The organism is Spirosoma sp. KUDC1026 (genome assembly GCF_013375035.1).
In the GTDB taxonomy this organism is placed as follows: Bacteria; Bacteroidota; Bacteroidia; order Cytophagales; family Spirosomataceae; genus Spirosoma.
Map to the genome: position 1 here is coordinate 4,734,634 of NZ_CP056032.1, position 18,808 is coordinate 4,753,441.

Sequence of the window (18,808 nt, forward strand, 5' to 3'; positions counted from 1 at the left end):
CCCACGTTCTACCGACTACTCTCCCGACAACGTCAAATCCTGCAGACACGTGGTTCCGGCAGCGATACTAACAATGTAAGCGCGGCCCCCTTCGCGTTCGATGGCTTCGGCAACGGCTTCGGGGTTTTCGGGGGCGTAGGCAAACATGCAGCCTCCCCCACCCGATCCGTTGATTTTGCCACCCAGCGCTCCGGCGTTCAGCGCAGCCTCAATCATACGATCGATTTTAGGCGTCGAGATCTGCTGGGCGTCGCGGAGGTTGGTGTGATGATCGGTCAGCAGTTGACCAAACTTCTCGTGATCCAGACCACCGCTCAGTTCGTGGGGCGTTTGCAGCGTATCCAGGGCTTCGCGCAGGATGTCCCGGTTTTCAATGTTGCCTTTCAGCAGAATGTATTCATCCTTGGTCAGCACGTCTTTATACTCGGGCAGCTCCGTAATGGCGGTCGTATGCAGGGAAAATGCCGGGTTCATCGCTCTTAGCTGATCGGCGATACGGAGCATCCCGAACTTCACCCGGCCCAGTATGCCGATGGTGTCTTTCGGGTCCTGCGAGTTACCCAGTACGAACGTACCCAGTTGAGCCGCGGGTGAAGTGGGCGCAAACGCTTCCAGGCGAATGTTGGGCTGCGACTCCAGGTAGATAACGCCCCCAACTGCCGTCGAGTAGTGATCCATCATGCCCCCTGGTTCGCCAAACTCCAGCACCTCAGCCACATAAGCCAGTTCGGCCAGTTCGGTAGCGGGTAGAATTCGCGGCTCATCCGCCAGTCGGGATAGTACGTTCAGCCAGCTAATCAGCAGCGCCGACGAACTCGACGTACCAGCGTTGATGGGAATTTCGCCTCGCACCTCACCCGCGATCCCGCCCGAAAACGTGAATCCCGCCCGGAGCAGTACGTTAACAGCCGAACGAAAGTAATCGCGATCGTTCTGGTACGTTAGCGGCAGCGTAGTCAGGCCAAAGCGCTCTTCCTTACCAATATCAGGCAACTGCAGCACCACGTCCGGCAAACTTGTCCGTTCGGCGGTTAGTTGAATACGGCAGGAAATGGCGGCAGCAATGACGGGCAGGCCCAGGTAATCCTGATGTTCGCCGAAGAGGCAGATGCGCCCTGGCGTAGAAACCGTTATCGGTTGGTAAGACATACGAGACGTTGGAAATTATGCCCATGCCGGGCCACGTTTACACCGGGCTTCCCGGGCTGCATTCGTCAACGGGCCGACCAGCTGGTATTCGTTTCCGTAAATATACTGGCCGTCTCTGGTCAGCGTACCGATAGCTGCCGAAAAAAGTCTTTTCCTGTATAGGCCATCTGCCTTATTTTGCAGCTTTCTCCCCGATCCCATGAACCTATCCCTATACGCTTGGCTTACCCGCAGCCTTGCTACCTTTCTGTTCTTACTGGCAGCCACTTTCGCGTTCGCACAGACCGCCACACCCGACACGACGTTCCGAAGCACGTTCTACGAACAGAAACGAACCCTGTTCGAAAGCCTGCCCAACACCAAAAAGGAAATCATTTTCCTGGGCAACAGCATCAGTGACTTTGGCGAGTGGGCTGAACTCTTCGATGATCCCCACGTCAAAAACCGGGGCATCTCGGGCGATCTTTCGTTTGGCGTACTGGCCCGACTGGGCGAAGTGACCGCGTCGAAACCGGCCAAAATTTTTCTGCTGATCGGCATCAATGACCTAGCCCGTGAGATCCCCGACGAGCGGATTATTCGGAATTACCGGTTAATCGTTCAGCAGATCCGACGGGAATCGCCCCGTACCCGCATTTATCTGCAAAGCGTTTTCCCTACCAACGATACATTCCCGCAGTTCAAACGCCATCAGGGCAAAGACGCCCACATCAAGGCACTCAACGATGCGCTCCGGCAGCTAGCCGCCGAAAACGGTCAGCCCTACGTCGATCTGCATGCTTACCTCGCCGACAGCGCCGGTAAACTCGACGCTCGATACACCAACGACGGCCTACATCTCGTTGGCGCGGGGTACATCCAGTGGGTTAAGGCACTACGTGAGCTGGGACACATGAAATAGGACACGTGCACTTGGCGCTCTTCCACTGTCCTGCTCAACAAAAGGGACTGACTGGCCGATTTTACACGGACGAACGTTCACCAACTGCCACTATACAAAACCAAACTGCGGCCTATCTACCAACCTCAGCCCCGTTGTCCTGATTACTTATCAGAAAGAGCCATATCATTATTTTGCCGTTTTTGTCAATCAAACCCGGCAGCAGGCAGAAGATCTGTTTAAGCAGAAATACAGCCTCGAGCCGGACACTAAGCGGGAGTCCGTTTCTTTCATTCCCAAAGATCCCTCCTGATGTCGGGATGACAGAAAAAAAGCACTATCGATGTCGATAATACCGTTTCTAGCGGGAGTCTTGTTAGTTGGGAACCGCTCGTATTAAAAAGTTTTCTACCTTTGTGTTGCTAAACAGCGAAGCTTTAGGGGTGCCCGAACGGGCTGAGATATCACCCTTTGAACCTGAACAGGATAATACCTGCGGAGGGAAAAGCAAGAACACAGGTCGTATATTAATTAAGTTATCCGTACGTCAATTAGCTGGAATTGTGTTGTTTATACACTCGATTCCTCAGGATTAAATCTAATCCGGGTTTGACATACCGATACCCATTCGGCCCTTTTTCTGCTCGTTTCTCCCGTTGTCTTTTTCTGTGGTCTCCCCTACCAGCGCTGCGTTTGGCCTTAACGCACGACTATGACTGTATCCGTTAACAACCAGCCTGTTGATACGTCGCCAACGGCCTCACTCGGTAGTCTACTGACGCAGCTCGCGCTGTCCCAGAAAAAAGGAATCGCCGTTGCCGTCAACAACGTCATTGTCCCCCGCGTCACCTGGGAACAATTCTCTTTATCCGGCAACGAAAAAATCACGGTTTTACAAGCAACTCAGGGAGGATGAGCCAAAACCCCAAAACCCAGCCACTGCATACGCAGCAGTCTATCACGCGCCAGCCACTGACCGGCTCCCGCAAAATCTACGTGCCCGGCCAACTGCACGACATTCGGGTGGCCATGCGCGAAATCACCCTGTCCGACACCGTATCGTACGTTGGGGCCAAAAAAGTGAACCAGCCCAATGCACCGGTGACGGTCTACGACACCAGCGGGCCTTATACCGACCCAGACGTAACCATCGACTTGGAGCTGGGTCTGCCTCGCCTGCGCGAATCGTGGATTACAGACCGGGGCGATGTTGAACAGCTATCCGCTTTCTCGTCGGACTACTGCAACCAACGCCTGGCCGACCAGAAACTGGACGCCCTACGGTTTGCACACATTCGCCATCCGTACCGAGCCCGCGCGGGCCAGAATGTGACGCAATTGCATTACGCCCGCAAAGGCATTATCACGCCCGAAATGGAATACATCGCCATCCGGGAAAACCAGCGTATCGACCGCACCGGCCGGTACGCCGATGCGGGACCGGCGCTCAACAGCCAATCCACACTGTGCAAACAGCATCCGGGCAATAGTTTTGGGGCCAACACGCCCAAAGGCCACATTACCCCCGAGTTTGTTCGGCAGGAGGTAGCCGCTGGTCGGGCCATTATCCCGGCCAACATCAACCATCCCGAGAGCGAGCCCATGATTATTGGCCGGAATTTTCTGGTCAAGATCAACACGAACATCGGCAACTCGGTGGTTTCGTCGAGTATTGAGGAGGAAGTAGAGAAAGCCGTGTGGAGTTGCCGCTGGGGTGGCGATACGCTGATGGATCTGTCGACAGGCAAGAACATTCACGAAACCCGCGAGTGGATTATCCGGAACTGCCCGGTACCCGTCGGAACGGTGCCTATCTACCAGGCCCTGGAGAAAGTGAACGGCAAGGCTGAAGCGCTGACCTGGGAGCTATTCCGCGATACGCTGATCGAACAGGCGGAGCAGGGCGTTGATTACTTCACGATTCACGCGGGGGTGTTGCTGCGTTACATTCCGCTGACGGCCCGACGCGTAACGGGAATTGTGTCGCGGGGTGGCAGTATCATGGCTAAATGGTGTCTGGCGCATCACAAAGAGAACTTCCTGTACACGCATTTTGAGGATATCTGCGAGATTATGAAAGCCTACGATGTGGCCTTCTCGCTGGGCGACGGCCTACGGCCCGGCTCTATTGCCGATGCGAACGATGCGGCCCAGTTTGCGGAGCTTGAAACGCTGGGCGAACTGACCAAGATTGCCTGGAAACACGACGTACAGGTAATGATTGAAGGGCCGGGGCACGTACCGATGCACCTCATCAAAGAAAACATGGACAAGCAGTTGCGGGAGTGTGACGAAGCGCCGTTCTACACGCTTGGGCCACTGACGACCGACATTGCACCCGGCTACGACCACATCACATCGGGTATCGGCGCGGCCATGATCGGCTGGTTCGGCACGGCCATGCTCTGCTACGTAACGCCCAAAGAACACCTGGGACTGCCTAACAAGAAAGATGTGAAGGATGGGGTGATCACCTACAAGATTGCGGCCCACGCGGCCGATCTGGCGAAAGGTCATCCGGGAGCGCAGTACCGCGACAATGCCCTCAGCAAAGCCCGTTTCGAGTTTCGCTGGGAGGATCAGTTCAACCTCTCACTCGACCCGGACACAGCCCGTGAATATCATGACGAAACCCTCCCCGCCGAAGGGGCTAAAACGGCTCATTTCTGCTCGATGTGCGGTCCCAATTTCTGCTCGATGAAGATTACGCAGGACGTACGCGACTACGCCGAACAGAACGGGCTAGCCGATGAAGAGGTGTTTGACCAGGCGATGCAGACGAAAGCGAAAGAGTTTGCCCAACAGGGTAGCCAGTTGTATCTATGATTATTAGTCCCTTACATTACCTCGTCACCCGACCCGAGCAGGCAGAGCTGGCTTGCCAGGCGGGTGTTGACTGGATTCAACTCCGAGTTAAGAACCGGTCATATGCCGATTGGAAAGTCTTGGCGCAGGATACCCTGTCCGTTTGCCGGTCACACAACGCCCGACTGATTATTAACGATAATCCTCAACTGGCAGCTGAACTGGGAGCCGATGGCGTGCACTTGGGGCAGGACGATATGCCTGTTCCCGAAGCAAGAGCATTACTGGGCAATACGTTTATTATCGGCGGCACGGCCAACACCCTAGAAACCATTCGTCTACACGGCCAGAACGGCGCGGATTACGTAGGCCTGGGACCGTTTCGGTTTACAAGCACAAAGGAAAAGCTAAGCCCGATCCTGGGCTTGACGGGCTACCAGTCAGTTCTTTCGACCTTACAAAGTGAAGGTTTTTCGCTGCCCATTGTCGCGATTGGTGGCATTACGCTGGCCGACATTCCGGCTCTGCTCCAGGCGGGGCTGCATGGCGTAGCCGTTTCGTCCGCTATCAGTGGCGCGGCTAACCCCATTGAGCAAGCCCAGCAGTTCTGCCAGTATTTTACGCTAACAACCGTCAAAATAACCGCTCATGAACACCCTTGATAGCCAACCACTCGTTATTGCCGGGCACACGTTTTCGTCCCGCCTGTTTACAGGGACGGGTAAGTTCGGCTCGACCCAACAGATGGAAGACGCCCTACTGGCGTCGGGTACGGAACTGGTTACGGTGGCTCTGAAACGCATTGGCGCCCATGATCAGCAGAACGACCTTTTGGCGCATCTGGCTCATCCACAATTCAAGTTGTTGCCCAATACGTCGGGCGTCCGGACAGCCCGCGAAGCCGTTTTTGCGGCTCAGATGGCCCGCGAAGCTTTAGAGACGAACTGGTTGAAGCTGGAGATTCATCCCGATCCGAAGTACCTGCTTCCCGATCCTATTGAAACGCTGAAAGCCGTCGAGGAACTTGTCAAACTAGGTTTTGTGGTGCTGCCCTACATCCACGCCGACCCCGTACTGTGCAAGCGGCTGGAAGAAGTAGGCGTTGCGGCTGTCATGCCACTTGGCGCTCCTATTGGCACGAACAAAGGGCTTCGCACGCTGGACTTCCTGGAAATTATCATTGAGCAGAGCCGGGTTCCCGTGGTGGTGGATGCCGGTTTGGGGGCACCCTCCCATGCAGCTGCAGCTATGGAACTAGGGGCTGATGCTGTCTTGGTCAACACCGCGCTGGCCGTTGCGGATGATTCCGTCCGGATGGCTACAGCTTTTCGAATGGCTGTTGAAGCGGGTCGGATGGCCTACGAAGCCCGGCTGGCTCGTCCTGTTGCCTACGCGCAGGCCAGCAGTCCATTAACCGCTTTTCTTGACGAGTTATGAACACCCTAAGCTGGTTTAGTAGCTACGACTGGGACACGGTGCTACGCGACATTTATGCGACCACGCCCCGGCAGGTGGAGCAGGCGCTGGCCCGGTCCCGACGCACGTTGGACGACTTCAAAGCCCTGATCTCACCGGCGGCACAAGCGTACCTGGAGCCGATGGCCCAGCTCAGCCACCAGCTGACCCAGCAACGGTTTGGCCGGACTATCCAGATGTATGCTCCCCTCTATCTCTCGAACGAATGCCAGAATATCTGCACCTATTGCGCTTTTAGTCTGGACAACAAAATTCGCCGACGCACGCTGACGGACGACGAGATTCTGCGCGAGGCCGAAGCCATCCGGCAAATGGGCTACGAACATGTGCTGTTGGTGACGGGTGAAGCCAATCAGACGGTGGGGGTACCGTACCTAAAAAACGCCATTCGACTCCTGCAGCCGCATTTCGCGCACGTTTCAATAGAAGTGCAACCACTGGATCAGCCGGAGTACGAAGAACTCATTGCCGAAGGCTTGAACACAGTACTCATCTACCAGGAAACGTACCACCAGGCCACCTACCGAAACCATCACCCCAGGGGCAAAAAATCAAATTTTGCCTACCGACTCGAAACCCCCAACCGACTGGGCCGTGCAGGCATTCACAAGATTGGGCTGGGTGCCCTACTGGGACTGGAAGACTGGCGCACCGATAGCTTTTTTACGGCAACCCACCTGCATTACCTTGAACGAACCTACTGGCAGACGCGCTACAGTATCTCGTTCCCAAGGCTGCGGCCGATCGACCTGCTCCAGAACGACACAATTACGGCTAAGTCGTTCGAACGCTGTATGAGCGACCGGGATCTGGTGCAGCTCATCTGCGCTTACCGGCTGTTCAACGAGGAGGTGGAACTGTCACTATCGACCCGCGAAACACCCCGCTTCCGCGACCACGTTCTTAAACTGGGAATCACCAGCCTGAGCGCAGGATCCAAAACCAATCCGGGTGGCTACGTCGTGGAGCCGCAATCACTTGAACAGTTTGCGATTTCGGATGAACGCAGCCCGGCCGAGATGGCCGATGTCATTCGGCAACAGGGCTACGAACCCGTCTGGAAAGACTGGGACAAAACCTTTGCGCACGTATGAATGAGCAGGAACTGAACCGGTATAGTCGCCACATTCGGTTGCCGGAGGTTGGGCTGGCGGGGCAACAGCGGCTGAAAAAGGCCCGTGTTCTACTGGTGGGCGTGGGTGGTCTGGGCTGTCCGGTAGCGCAGTACCTAACGGCAGCTGGCGTTGGAACGCTGGGCATCATCGATGGTGACGTCGTGGAGGAAAGCAACCTGCAACGGCAGATCCTTTTCTCCCCCGAACACATTGGCCAGAACAAGGCCGAGATAGCCGCGGCCCTACTTTCCCGGCAAAATCCCTACATCGAGCTCATCGCACATCCAACGTTTCTGGACCGGACTAATGCGCTAGCCCTGCTTGCATCATACGACCTGGTTGTTGATGGCTCAGATAATTTCGCGACCCGGTACCTGGTCAACGACGCCTGTGTACTATTAGGCAAGCCACTGGTTTTTGGCTCCATCTACAAATTTGACGGGCAGGTTAGCGTTTTCAATTATGGAGATGGGCCCACCTACCGCTGCCTCTACCCCGAACCGAGCGACCTCGAAGCCTGTAGTGAAGTGGGTGTACTGGGTGTACTGCCGGGTATCACGGGTTGCCTGATGGCTAACGAAGCAATCAAGTGCATCACAGGCATTGGTGAGTTGTTGAGTGGCACTTTACTCGTTTTCAACGCGCTGACGTTTTCGTTCAATACCTTTTCGTTCGCGGCTAATCCGACTAACAAAGCCCTTCAAACATTGCCCGAGACAAACCTCTCCTGCTCCCCTGCGGCTGAGGTGCTTGAATTAGATGCTACAGACCTGATGGACTGGCTTACCCGGCCGGATGCTCCGCTGCTGATCGATGTTCGTGAACCCGGCGAATACGAGCAGGATAACCTCGGCGGCACATTAATTCCCTTGGCAAAGCTTCTAGAGGCTCCCAAACAGGTCCCGGCCGATCAAGTCGTGGTGGTCCATTGTCAGTCGGGGGGGCGAAGCCGAAAGGCCGTTGAGTTTTTACATCAACAAGGCTACACTCAAGCGTTTAACCTACGAGGAGGATTAAACGCGGTTCGGCGTTTAGGGATAGACGGCCGCTCTGACTTCCTGAAGAGCCGCTAGAGGGTCCGGTACTTTCCAAAGGGTACCCATCAGAGCAGCCCCGTCAAAGCCTGCCTGCTGAACCTGGGCAACGGTTTGGGCGGTTATGCCCCCCAGTCCTATCAATAGGGGCAGGTTGGGATGCTGCTCCCGCATCGCTGCGACCTGACAGGCGACTGTTTTCAAGCTTACCGCTGGGCCATAACCCGGCTTGCTGATGCTTGGTAACAACGGGCTGTAAAAGACCATTTCCACCCGTCCGGCCATGTCCAGCCACTCGCTAAGGTGATGAATACTAGTCGAGAACGGCTTCTCTGAAACCAGACCGTCGACCGCAAACAGGCGCTGACGGTCTTTTTCTTTCAGGTGCCAGCGAAACGGCGAACGTACCGATTCAGGCGACGACGCAGCGACCAGGCATCGGTCCTGATACACAGTCGCTACCGGTGGCAGAGGCATTTCGTCCGACAGATTTCGCCAGTAGAGATAATCAAGTCCATTTGCCAGTAGGGTATCAAGCTGCTGACCATCCCGACTCAGCGCGCTGTCGTCGGTTATTCCAATAAGTCGGAAAGCCGGTTTCTTCGCCTGGTGCATAGACGCCGGAGGTACACGTTTAGGATATGTTGGGAAATTGAGAAGTATGGGTAGTGGGTCAACTTTGTATTGACCGCCCGGCGACCCGGTTCACCCGTTTTTAACCTTCAGCGCAAGCGTAAGCACGATTTACGTAAAATTCTTGACTATACTACGTACTGGTGCTCAGTATCGTAACATTCATCCTGATTGGCTACCTTGGCAGGCAGTTTATTATTATCTCGATCAGCGGAAAAAAGCGAAGTTTTCCGAGCGACTGAACGCGGTCTTAAATCAACTCGTTGTCGGCACCCAAGAACGTCTGTGGGTTGCCGATGTAGACGCGGCTAATAAGGCCGATGGTGGCTTAGTAGTTCCCTAGGCACGGGTGCTGTGGAGAGTGGTGGAAAAATTCTTCGGTAACCCAGCCGCTTTGGTGGTCCGATTACAACGGGGGATTTGCCGCTGAACTGGCCAACTGGCATATCGATTTTGAGAAAGCGTCCCAGGTCGAATCAACCAGGGGCTTTGTACCTACCCCTATACGCTTGGCTTACCCGTAGCCTTGCTACCTTTCTGTTCTTACTGGCAGCCACCTTTGCCTTCGCCCAGACCACCGCCCCCGACACGACGTTCCGAAGCACGTCCTACGAACAGAAACGAACCCTATTCGAAAGCCTGCCCAACACCAAAAAGGAAATCATTTTCCTGGGTAACAGCATAAGCGATTTTGGCGAGTGGGCCGAACTCTTCGATGATCCCCACGTCAAAAACCGGGGCATCTCTGGCGATCTTTCGTTTGGTGTACTGGCCCGACTGGGTGAAGTGACCGCGTCGAAACCGGCCAAAATTTTTCTGCTGATCGGCATCAATGACCTCGCCGACAGCGCTGGTAAACTCGACGCTCGATACACCAACGACGGCCTACATCTCGTTGGCGCGGGGTACATCCAGTGGGTTAAGGCACTACGTGAGCTGGGACACATGAAATAAGCTTAGAGTTAATCTGAGTAAAAAGCGCCCCGCGACTGACTTAAAGAAGAATACCCGACAACCCGAATATGATCAGAATTGGAATTGCCGTAGCGCTCTGTTTAGGGGCTTTTTCTCCAGTCGACTCGACCAGTCAAACCAAGGCGCTAATTCCCAGGGCTTCTGTTATCAACTGGAGCAGCGTTTCGGACAGTTGTGCCGTAACGCTCCAGAAAGACTTTTACAACCGCCGGAGCCACTATTATAACAACACCAATCAGGGCGATACTACGTTTCACTACTGGCCTCAGGCCCACGCGCTGGACGTATTAACCGACGCTTATCTGCGGACCAACAACAAGCAGTACGTAGCCCAGATGAACGACTGGATGGTTGGGGTCCGGATCAAGAATGGGAACACCTTCCTCAACGAGTATTACGACGATATGCTCTGGAACGCGCTGGCCATGCTCCGGGTCTATGACGCGACCAAAGACAAGAAGTGGCTGGATGAAACCCTGACGCTCTGGACCGATATCAAAACCGCCTGGAACGATACGCTGGGAGGTGGCATGGCCTGGCGAAAAGGACAGCGGTATTACAAGAACACCCCCGTCAACGGTCCCGCCATTATCCTGGCGGCCCGGCTGTACCAGCGGTTGAAACGGCCAGACGATCTGGCATGGGCGAAGAAGGTATATGCCTGGCAGAAAAAAGTGCTGGTCGACCCGGCAACGGGACTGGTCTACGACGGCATCAATCAGGACAACGACGGCAAACTGAATACAAGTTGGAAATTCACCTACTGCCAGGGCGTCTGGATTGGCGGGACACTTGAGCTTTATCGGATTACGAAGGACCCAGCCTACCTCGCCGACGCGACCAAAACGGCAGATTTTTCCCTATCAGACCCCACCCTGACAACCAATGGCTTGATGCGGGACGAAGGCAAGGGCGACGGCGGTTTGTTTAAAGGAATACTGGTGCGTTACCTCACCCAGTTGATCTTGGAGCCCAGCCTGTCCCGCGCCCAGCAAACCCGGTACGCTGATTTCCTGAAGCACAACGCCGAAACGCTCTGGCTGCAGGGTACAGCCCGGCCGCAGTTTGCCTTCGGTACGTTCTGGCAACAGCCACCCACCGAAGGCAAAACCGGCTTGAGTACTCAGTTAAGTGGCACCATGCTCATGGAAGCCATGGCCCTGCTCACCCGTGAACACGTGTACTAACTTGAACGGCTTCGGCAACCGGCCGGCTACTGAATAGACCAGCGAAGCGCGTTTTCCAGCAGTTTGACAAAATCGGCATCCTGCCAGACGGCGGCATGATGCCCCATCGAGGTATAAAACGTTCTTCCCTGCCCAACCGACCGGTACCAGGCTACCGGATGGTACTTACCCATGCCAAAGTTTTTATCCCTGATAAACAGCATGTTGCCGCCAGGAATAATCTTGTCACCATCGATATACGACACCACCCGAACGCCTTTGGGTTGACTGAAGAAAACGTACCACTCATCGGTATGCGTCCAGGACGCGGGCAGCTGGCGCGTTAGTGTTGAGTCAACGCCAGACTCAACGTGTACCGTTGCTTCCTGTAGCTGTGGATTGAGCGGGTGGTGCGAAAATTTGGCACCGAGCAGGTTAGTTTCGTACCAGGGCCAGTGGTGCGAATCGTCGCCGGAGCCGTGAATACCCAGCAAGGCGCCCCCTGCTTCGACGTACTGACTAAGCGCCTGTTGTTGTTCGTCATTCAGCACTCGCCCGGTTGAGTTATTGAACACGACAGCCCTGAACTGCTTTAACTGCTCCGGGTTGAATGCGCCACCTTCTTCGGTTTCATAAACGAACCAGCCGTTACGTTCCGCCAGTTGCCGGAATACCGGCTTCGATGCCTCAATGGATTCACCGTGCCGAAAACCGGTGGTTTTGGAGAACAACAGAATGGCGGGCTTGTCGGCGGGAAAATTGATGGTCGGATGGTCGGTTTCGTAGCTGACGGGGAAGCCATTTTTTACTTTGTAAAAAAACAGACCACCCGCCACAACCAGCAGAACGGCCAGGCCCAGCACGGTCCAGAGAATGATTTTTAGTGCTTTTTTCATTAGGTATTTAACGGTTAGCGGAGCGAACATCCCGGCCAGCCCCCACAAGCCAGCCGGGCGAGTGTTTAGTTGAACAGTTGCGTTGTCACGGGCACGAACAGCGGAGCTTTACCTGCCTTCTCGTTCTTAAAGACAAAATACAGGTCGTGTACCCCCGTTGCGGGCGTCACGGTTATTTTAGTCATAACGGGCTTGAATACATCAGCGGCACTTTTAGCCTCGACGGGTAGTATGTCGTCGGTCTGGCCAATCAGCTGACCCGTTGGTGAATCCAGCCGAACTTCGATCCGCCCGCCAACCGCCTGTAGTTGCTGCCTGGGTACCGATACGGCAAACTCCATCGCCCTAATGCCCGTCAGGTCAAGTTTGTTGAACTGTACATACGTATCCGACGCCAGTACGATGGCGACAGGGGCCTGACCCATTTTGTAGAGCATAATTCCTTTCGACTGACTGTCGCTGACGCCCATGGTCAGAACCGGATTACGAAGTACCAGCGTCTGCTCGCCCGTCTGGGCTGGCAAACCATTAGCCCCTTTATCCTTATAGGATGCCTGCAACACCAGGTTTCCTTTCTGCTCTTTGCCCGGCGTAACCGTACCCTTTGTTGGCAGTGACGGAGTTACGGTTGGTTTCTCGGCCAGCGACAGAATGTATTTAACCATTTCCTGCGCGTCGGCTTCACCAACCTGTGGGTGCGCCGTCATGATCGCATCGCCCCAGACACCGCCACCACCTTTGATAATCTTGTTCGACAAACTGGCTACAGCGTTCGCATCGCCCTTGTAGCGTTTACCCACGTCAACGAAAGCCGGTCCAATCGATTTCTTGTCAACAAAGTGACAGCCTTTACAGTCGCTGGCGTCAATGAGTGTTTTACCACTACCCAGATAAGCCGCTTCCGTAAACTTATGCCCGGACGTCGCTACATCACCTTGATGATCAGCGCTGGTGCCTTCCTGCTGGTAGGTGCTGCGAACGGTAACCTGCTTCGGCGTGATCCTGCCTGATGCCAGGCTACCATCCTCTTTGTCGGCCACATTCACCTGGTAGGCAATTGACTGGCCGGGGAAGTAAAAGCTTTTGTTGCCATTAGTTGTTAGCGTAACCACCGGCGGCTGGTTGCCCGCAACGATGGCGATCTCGCGCGAGTCACTCATGCCTTTGTCATCCTTAACAGTCAGCACGGCTTTATACTGCCCTGCTTTCTGAAAGGTAAAGCTGGGGTTTGGGCCTTCCAGTACGGTCGGCTGCCCACCATTTTTGTTGTAGACTTTCCACTGGTACGTCAGCGCGTCGCCGTCGTAATCTTTGGTACCCTCTGACGACAGCGTCACCTTCAGTGGGACAGCGCCAGCGGTCTGACTGGCCAATGCCTGTACCAGCGGTTTACGATTTCCCGCGTTGTATTCAATTCGTACCAGCCGCGAATCGTCGTTCTGCACAAACCAGCCAGTGCCGTATTCCAGTACGTACAGATCGCCATTGGGACCAAAAGCCATATCGATCGGGTGGCTAAAAGGCATGTTCGGCAGGAAGCGTTCGATGTTGGTCTGTTCACCCTTGTCGTTGACGGTCACGGCCAGAATCATGTCGCGCATCCACTCGTAGAAGAAGACCTTCCCATCGTAATAGTCCGGGAAAGGCCGTTTCGCCCCGGCAAAATCAGCCTTATAATACGCCGGTCCCGCCATGGCACTACGTCCCCCGGAGCCCATAATCGGGTATTTTTTGCTTTCTGAGGCCGGATAGGCAATCAGCGCGGGCTGCGCGGGCGGCAGATCACGTAATCCGGTGTTGTTGGGCGAATCGTTGACGGGATGCGCCGGATCAAAGGGCGCGCCCTTGGCGTTTGTCGCAAAATTGACATCATTATACGCTTTGTTAGCACCCACGAAATACGGCCAGCCGAAGTTGCCCGGCCGCTGGGCTACGTTGTATTCGTCTTCCGCCATGGGGCCAACGCCCGCGGAGTCGGTTCCGGCATCGGGGCCCACATCGCCCCAATACAGATTACCCGTGTGTCTGTCCACTGCAATCCGGTAGGGGTTACGGTGGCCCATGGTGTAAATTTCTGGCCGGGTTTTTAATGTTCCCTTCGGGAATAGGTTACCATCGGGGATGGTGTAACTGCCATCAGCTTCAGGGTGAATCCGCAGGATTTTGCCGCGCAGGTCGTTCGTATTACCCGACGATTTCTGGGCATCCCACGGGCTGCGGCCTTCGCGTTCATCAATGGGGGCGTAAAGCGTAGCCCGTGGGCTGGTGTTGTCACCGGTAGACAGGTAGAGGTTGCCCGCCCGGTCCCAGTCAATCGAGCCGCCCGTATGACAGCACTGCTCGCGCTGGGTCGGCACCTCCAGTATGACTTTTTTCGAGGACAGTACCAGCTCATCGCCCTTCAGTTCGTAACGGGTCAGAATGTTGCGGGCCGCGTCGGGATCGGAGTAATACAGATAGACCCAGTGGTTCTGAGCAAAATTGGGGTCGATGTTGACACCCAGCAGGCCATCTTCGGCTTCCGTTACGTTGCCTTCCTTATCGGTATACTTCGTACTGACGGGAATGGTAGCAATGGTCCGGAGCTGTTTTGTCGTGGGCGAATACAGCCGGACGGCCCCGTGCCGCTCGACGAGTAATACGCGTTCGTCGGGCAGGATGGTCATTTCGAGCGGCTCATTGAGCTTTTCGGCCAGCACCGCTTTTGTAAAACGGTTCTCGTCGGGTGGCAGCATCGTATCAAACTGACGCGGCCCCGCCGAGTAAGCCCACAGACCGATGGCCAGTCCGGTCAGGGCAACGGCAGGCAAATATGAACGATAGGGTAAACGGGTAATTTTCATTCGATAAGTAGGCTATTTTTTTGTGCGTACATTTAACGCAATACTACGTTTTATTTGCGTGTATTAACTACGCACACACTTTTTTTAGTTATGAATTTTAGCGAAGTAGTCCAACAACAGATCGACGATTATCTGCTCAACTTTCTTCCTTCGGTATCGCTCGACCTGGTTATTTTCGGTTTTCATGAAGGACAGCTGAAGGTGTTGCTTCTCCAGCTTAAGGGATCGAACGACTGGCTGCTACCGGGAGGGCGCGTAGGTAATCAGGAAAATCTGGACGATGCCGCTTACCGGACCTTGCGGGAGCGCACTGGCCTCGACCGTCTGTTTCTCCAGCAGTTTCACACCTTCGGCAACGTTAATCGCCTGACGTATTTTTCCTGGCAGGAAACCCTGTTGCGGCTGGGCATGAAGGACATAGCTGCCCGATTACTGGACGACGACAGTATCCTGAAAAACTTCCGGGATGTGTCGGTAGGGTTTTACGCACTGGTCGAGTACACGCAGGTAAGTCCCACCCCCGACCTGCTCACCGACGAATGCCGCTGGTGGGATATCGGTCAGGTTCCGGCACTTCTGTTCGATCATAACGATATGATTCGGCTGGCGCTCAAAACCCTCCGGCGGCAGCTTAGCTACCAGCCCGTGGGGTATAATCTGCTGCCCGACTCGTTTACCATGACCGAGCTACAAACCCTCTACGAAACCATCCTGGGCCGTAGTCTGGACCGGCGTAATTTTTACAAACAGATGATGAATTATAACGTACTGGACCGGCTCGAAAAGCGGCCTACTATTCCGTCCAGCAAAGCTCCGTACCTATACCGCTTTAATCAGAAACGATACGAACAGCTCCTGAGCGAAGAGAATTTCTCCGTTGGCTGAAGCCGAAAACCCCAACACAAATTACTGATTTACAGAACACTACCAGCATTGTAGTATTATTTGCAAACTAACCGGCACCTACAATTTTCAACTGTTTTCCCTTAGCGCTGTAATGTTTTCGTGGCTCAATCGTCTATGCTATTGACATGGACCTACTCGCTTTCAAGCAACGAATTCTGCCCGTTCAGAATCGACTCTTCCGGCTCGCTACGATGTTTCTGGGCAATCGGGAAGATGCCGAGGACGCGCTGCAGGACGTTTTGATGCGACTATGGTCAAACCGTCAGCAACTAGACACGTATCAGAGTGTGGAAGCCCTGGCTGTACAAATGACCAAAAACCTGTGCCTGGATCGGATGAAAGCCCACGGTCGGCAAAAAGCCGATAACCAGGCCGATTTGGGCAGCCTGGCCACGGAACAGCTATCGCCCCACCGACAGATCGAACTTGCCGACAGCGCCACGCAAATCCGGCGGCTGATTGACGAATTACCCGAGAATCAGAAACTCGTTCTCCACCTGCGCGACGTTGAGGAATATTCTTTTGAAGAAATTGAACAGGTAACCGGACTCTCGATCAATACCATCCGCGTTACGTTGTCCCGCGCCCGCCAGCGACTACGGGACGGCTATACCAGACTAAACGATTATGAAGCCAACTATTGAGGAGTTGCTGAACCGGTATTACGCCGGTGAGACAACCGTAGCTGAAGAGAACGTATTACGCGACTACTTTCGTTACCCTGAGCAAGTGCCGACTGAGTTACGTCAGCACGCCCCGCTGTTCAATCACTTCAGCGATGCCCAGGCGCAGCAGTCATCGACGGATTTGTTTGCCCCTCTGGAGCGTCAGGCAGCGAGACCCCGTGCAAAAATCCGGCAGCTAACCAGTTGGGGGTTGCGGCTGGCGGCTAGTGTGACGCTGTTACTGATTGGTTTTGCGGCTGGCTGGCTCTATAACCAACCAGACCCAGACCAGGAGGCCAGCGGTATGCCCGCACAGGCGACTTCGATCAAGAAAGTACTGGCGTTCGATGCCATGGCGCATACCTCGGCCAGCGACCGGATTCAGGCCGTCAACCAGAGCTATGAACTGGACCAGGCAGACCGGGAGATTACCCAGCTCCTGATCAATACGCTTAATTTCGACGCAAATGTTAACGTTCGGCTGGCCGCCTGCCAGGCACTCATGCACTACGAGAACGAAGAAGGCGTCCGCGAAGCCTTAATTCAATCGCTTCGGATTCAGAAAGATCCGAATGTGCAACTGACACTCATTGAGTCACTGGTGGCGATCAAAGAACGACGGGCCGCTACCGATATGCAGCGGCTGGCCCGCAACCAGCAGGTTCTCGACATTGTCCGGCTTAAGGCCCAGGAAGGCGCTGGCGTCCTGATGGCCTCGGCGCATTCATAAATCTTATCAACTAATTACGTACTATCATGAAAAAAGTGTTGCTGGCCGGCATCCTCTGCCTGGGTCACTGGTCGCTCTACGCCCAGGAATTTAAAACAAAACTCGCCCCTACCGGCAAGATTACCATCCAACTGGATGCCAGTAACCTGAAGATAGAAGGGTACAATGGCAGCGAGGTGATCATCCAGAGTTCAGCCAAGCTGGAAGCGCCACCAGAGCGCGCCAAAGGGCTGCGACCTCTCTACAACTCGGCCGTCGACAATACGGGACTTGGCCTGTCGGTAACCAGCGAGGGCGGAAACGTCCGGATTGAAAAAGCTTCCCGCAAAAGTTTACCCTATACGATTCGCGTCCCTCAGAAAGCCGCTATTCTGTACGAGCAGACCAACTGGACTACGGGCGATATTACGATTCAGAACGTAGAAGGCGACCTGGAGCTTCGCACCAACAACGTGGGACTCAATCTGGTGGACGTAACGGGTCCCGTCGTGGCCAACACGATCAGCGGAGAGATCAAAGTGGTCTACTCGTCCCTGAACCAGAGCAAGCCAACGGCCATGTCAACGGTTAACGGCGCTATTGATATTACCATGCCCGCATCAACCAGGGCGAATCTAAAACTAAGCTCCATTCACGGTGAGATGTACACGGATTTTGACCTGGGCATGACCAAAAAAGACGGCATGACGCGCATGGGTGGTGGTCACCAGATCAACGGGGCAACCAACGGCGGAGGTGTCGATCTACAGCTTAAAACGATCAACAGCGACATCTACATCCGTAAACAGAAATAAGCGCTCATCGCCTACCCTTTTCTCTCTATCACCATGAAAAACACTCTGCTTCTGTTGTTAATTTTCTTTCTGGCCAAACCGGTTTTTTCTCAGAAAGTCATCACTAAAACGTTGCCGTTGACGGCTGGACAGGCAGTCCACCTCAACCTGAAATTCGGCGATAATATCAAGGTCCGGTACTGGGACAAGGCGACCGTATCGGTGCAGATCACGGTAACGATCAACAACAACAAACTCAACGACGCCCTGCGGGTGGAAACCGGATCGACGGATCAAACCATTAGCGTAACGACTGATTTCGACAAGGAACTGATCAAGCAGGGGAAAGCGGAGGATTGCCCCGGCAGCAAATCGACCTGGCAGACCCGTAGCAACGGCGAATCCTATTCCGTTTGCAGCACCATCCAGTACGAAGTTTTTTTACCCCACAAAGCCGCCCTGCAGGTCGAGACCATCAACGCCAACATCGACATTCAGGGGGCTATGGGCCCGGTCTCGGCCAAGTCCATCAGTGGGTACGTGGACGTGAGCTGGCCTGGTTCTAAAGGGGCTAACGTAGCCATGAAAACCATCACGGGCGAAGCGTATTCCGACCTGTCGATTCAGTTTGCCGACAAACGCCCCAAGAATCCCATCGTAGGTTATCTGCTGGAAGGCACCCTGCTGAGTGGTGGTCCCCAGGTCCGGCTGGAATCGATCAGCAACAACGTATTCCTGCGCAAAGAAAAATAATCCATCCCG

The 18,808-nt window shown here is 54.6% G+C and carries 19 protein-coding genes and 1 riboswitch; of the genes, 15 read left to right on the top strand and 4 right to left on the bottom strand.

Annotation, left to right across the window (positions count from 1 at the left end):
- Positions 1–15: 15 nt before the first annotated feature.
- Complete coding sequence (locus HU175_RS19800; RefSeq protein WP_176568221.1) at positions 16–1,149, bottom strand: galactokinase family protein; 1,134 nt, start codon at positions 1,147–1,149, stop codon at positions 16–18.
- A gap of 199 nt (positions 1,150–1,348) precedes the next feature.
- On the opposite strand from HU175_RS19800, the gene HU175_RS19805 reads away from it, so the two are divergent.
- The 7 genes from HU175_RS19805 (at position 1,349) to moeB (ending at position 8,498) form a co-directional block, all read left to right on the top strand.
- Positions 1,349–2,050: a GDSL-type esterase/lipase family protein gene (locus tag HU175_RS19805; protein ID WP_176568222.1), complete on the top strand. Its 702-nt coding sequence runs from the start codon at positions 1,349–1,351 to the stop codon at positions 2,048–2,050.
- A 408-nt stretch (positions 2,051–2,458) separates the two neighbouring features.
- Positions 2,459–2,550: riboswitch (TPP riboswitch) on the top strand.
- Between the two features lie 191 nt (positions 2,551–2,741).
- A complete protein-coding gene (gene thiS, locus HU175_RS19810) occupies positions 2,742–2,945 on the top strand; it encodes a sulfur carrier protein ThiS (protein WP_176568223.1) in 204 nt (67 codons plus the stop codon).
- A complete protein-coding gene (gene thiC, locus HU175_RS19815) occupies positions 2,942–4,855 on the top strand; it encodes a phosphomethylpyrimidine synthase ThiC (protein ID WP_176568224.1) in 1,914 nt (637 codons plus the stop codon). Before thiS ends, thiC begins: the two co-directional genes overlap by 4 nt.
- A complete protein-coding gene (locus tag HU175_RS19820) occupies positions 4,852–5,496 on the top strand; it encodes a thiamine phosphate synthase (RefSeq protein WP_176568225.1) in 645 nt (214 codons plus the stop codon). The genes thiC and HU175_RS19820 overlap by 4 nt, the downstream gene beginning before the upstream one ends.
- On the top strand, positions 5,483–6,271 hold the full coding sequence (locus tag HU175_RS19825) for a thiazole synthase (RefSeq protein WP_176568226.1): 789 nt from the start codon (positions 5,483–5,485) through the stop codon (positions 6,269–6,271). Before HU175_RS19820 ends, HU175_RS19825 begins: the two co-directional genes overlap by 14 nt.
- The gene (gene thiH / locus HU175_RS19830; protein ID WP_176568227.1) at positions 6,268–7,404 is read left to right on the top strand and encodes a 2-iminoacetate synthase ThiH; all 1,137 of its coding nucleotides are present in this window, start codon (positions 6,268–6,270) and stop codon (positions 7,402–7,404) included. Before HU175_RS19825 ends, thiH begins: the two co-directional genes overlap by 4 nt.
- On the top strand, positions 7,401–8,498 hold the full coding sequence (moeB, locus tag HU175_RS19835) for a molybdopterin-synthase adenylyltransferase MoeB (RefSeq protein ID WP_176568228.1): 1,098 nt from the start codon (positions 7,401–7,403) through the stop codon (positions 8,496–8,498). Before thiH ends, moeB begins: the two co-directional genes overlap by 4 nt.
- Here the strand turns inward: moeB and HU175_RS19840 are convergent.
- Positions 8,457–9,074 (bottom strand): thiamine phosphate synthase, encoded by a 618-nt coding sequence (locus HU175_RS19840; protein ID WP_176568229.1) that lies wholly within the window; start codon positions 9,072–9,074, stop codon positions 8,457–8,459. The genes moeB and HU175_RS19840 overlap by 42 nt on opposite strands.
- Positions 9,075–9,216: 142 nt before the next feature.
- On the opposite strand from HU175_RS19840, the gene HU175_RS19845 reads away from it, so the two are divergent.
- The 3 genes from HU175_RS19845 to HU175_RS19855 all read left to right on the top strand — a co-directional run bounded on the left by HU175_RS19845 (position 9,217) and on the right by HU175_RS19855 (position 11,254).
- Positions 9,217–9,435 (top strand): hypothetical protein, encoded by a 219-nt coding sequence (locus tag HU175_RS19845; protein ID WP_176568230.1) that lies wholly within the window; start codon positions 9,217–9,219, stop codon positions 9,433–9,435.
- Between the two features lie 146 nt (positions 9,436–9,581).
- The gene (locus HU175_RS19850) at positions 9,582–10,046 is read left to right on the top strand and encodes a hypothetical protein (protein WP_228724221.1); all 465 of its coding nucleotides are present in this window, start codon (positions 9,582–9,584) and stop codon (positions 10,044–10,046) included.
- A gap of 68 nt (positions 10,047–10,114) precedes the next feature.
- Entirely contained in the window at positions 10,115–11,254 is a 1,140-nt protein-coding gene (locus HU175_RS19855) for a glycoside hydrolase family 76 protein (protein WP_176568231.1), read from the top strand.
- Between the two features lie 26 nt (positions 11,255–11,280).
- Here the strand turns inward: HU175_RS19855 and HU175_RS19860 are convergent, their stop codons facing one another.
- A complete protein-coding gene (locus HU175_RS19860; protein WP_176568232.1) occupies positions 11,281–12,129 on the bottom strand; it encodes a ThuA domain-containing protein in 849 nt (282 codons plus the stop codon).
- A 65-nt stretch (positions 12,130–12,194) separates the two neighbouring features.
- A complete protein-coding gene (locus tag HU175_RS19865; protein ID WP_176568233.1) occupies positions 12,195–14,972 on the bottom strand; it encodes a PQQ-dependent sugar dehydrogenase in 2,778 nt (925 codons plus the stop codon).
- 90 nt (positions 14,973–15,062) lie between these two features.
- Between HU175_RS19865 and HU175_RS19870 the strand changes: the two genes are divergently transcribed.
- The 5 genes from HU175_RS19870 to HU175_RS19890 all read left to right on the top strand — a co-directional run bounded on the left by HU175_RS19870 (position 15,063) and on the right by HU175_RS19890 (position 18,799).
- On the top strand, positions 15,063–15,857 hold the full coding sequence (locus HU175_RS19870; RefSeq protein ID WP_176568234.1) for an NUDIX hydrolase: 795 nt from the start codon (positions 15,063–15,065) through the stop codon (positions 15,855–15,857).
- Positions 15,858–16,003: 146 nt separating this feature from the next.
- Positions 16,004–16,522 (top strand): RNA polymerase sigma factor, encoded by a 519-nt coding sequence (locus tag HU175_RS19875; RefSeq protein ID WP_176568235.1) that lies wholly within the window; start codon positions 16,004–16,006, stop codon positions 16,520–16,522.
- A complete protein-coding gene (locus HU175_RS19880; protein ID WP_176568236.1) occupies positions 16,506–17,273 on the top strand; it encodes a HEAT repeat domain-containing protein in 768 nt (255 codons plus the stop codon). Before HU175_RS19875 ends, HU175_RS19880 begins: the two co-directional genes overlap by 17 nt.
- 26 nt (positions 17,274–17,299) lie before the next feature.
- Positions 17,300–18,067 carry a DUF4097 family beta strand repeat-containing protein gene (locus HU175_RS19885; RefSeq protein WP_176568237.1) on the top strand — a complete coding sequence of 256 codons (768 nt, stop codon included), beginning with the start codon at positions 17,300–17,302 and terminating at the stop codon, positions 18,065–18,067.
- Between the two features lie 33 nt (positions 18,068–18,100).
- The gene (locus HU175_RS19890; RefSeq protein ID WP_176568238.1) at positions 18,101–18,799 is read left to right on the top strand and encodes a hypothetical protein; all 699 of its coding nucleotides are present in this window, start codon (positions 18,101–18,103) and stop codon (positions 18,797–18,799) included.
- Positions 18,800–18,808 lie beyond the last annotated feature (9 nt).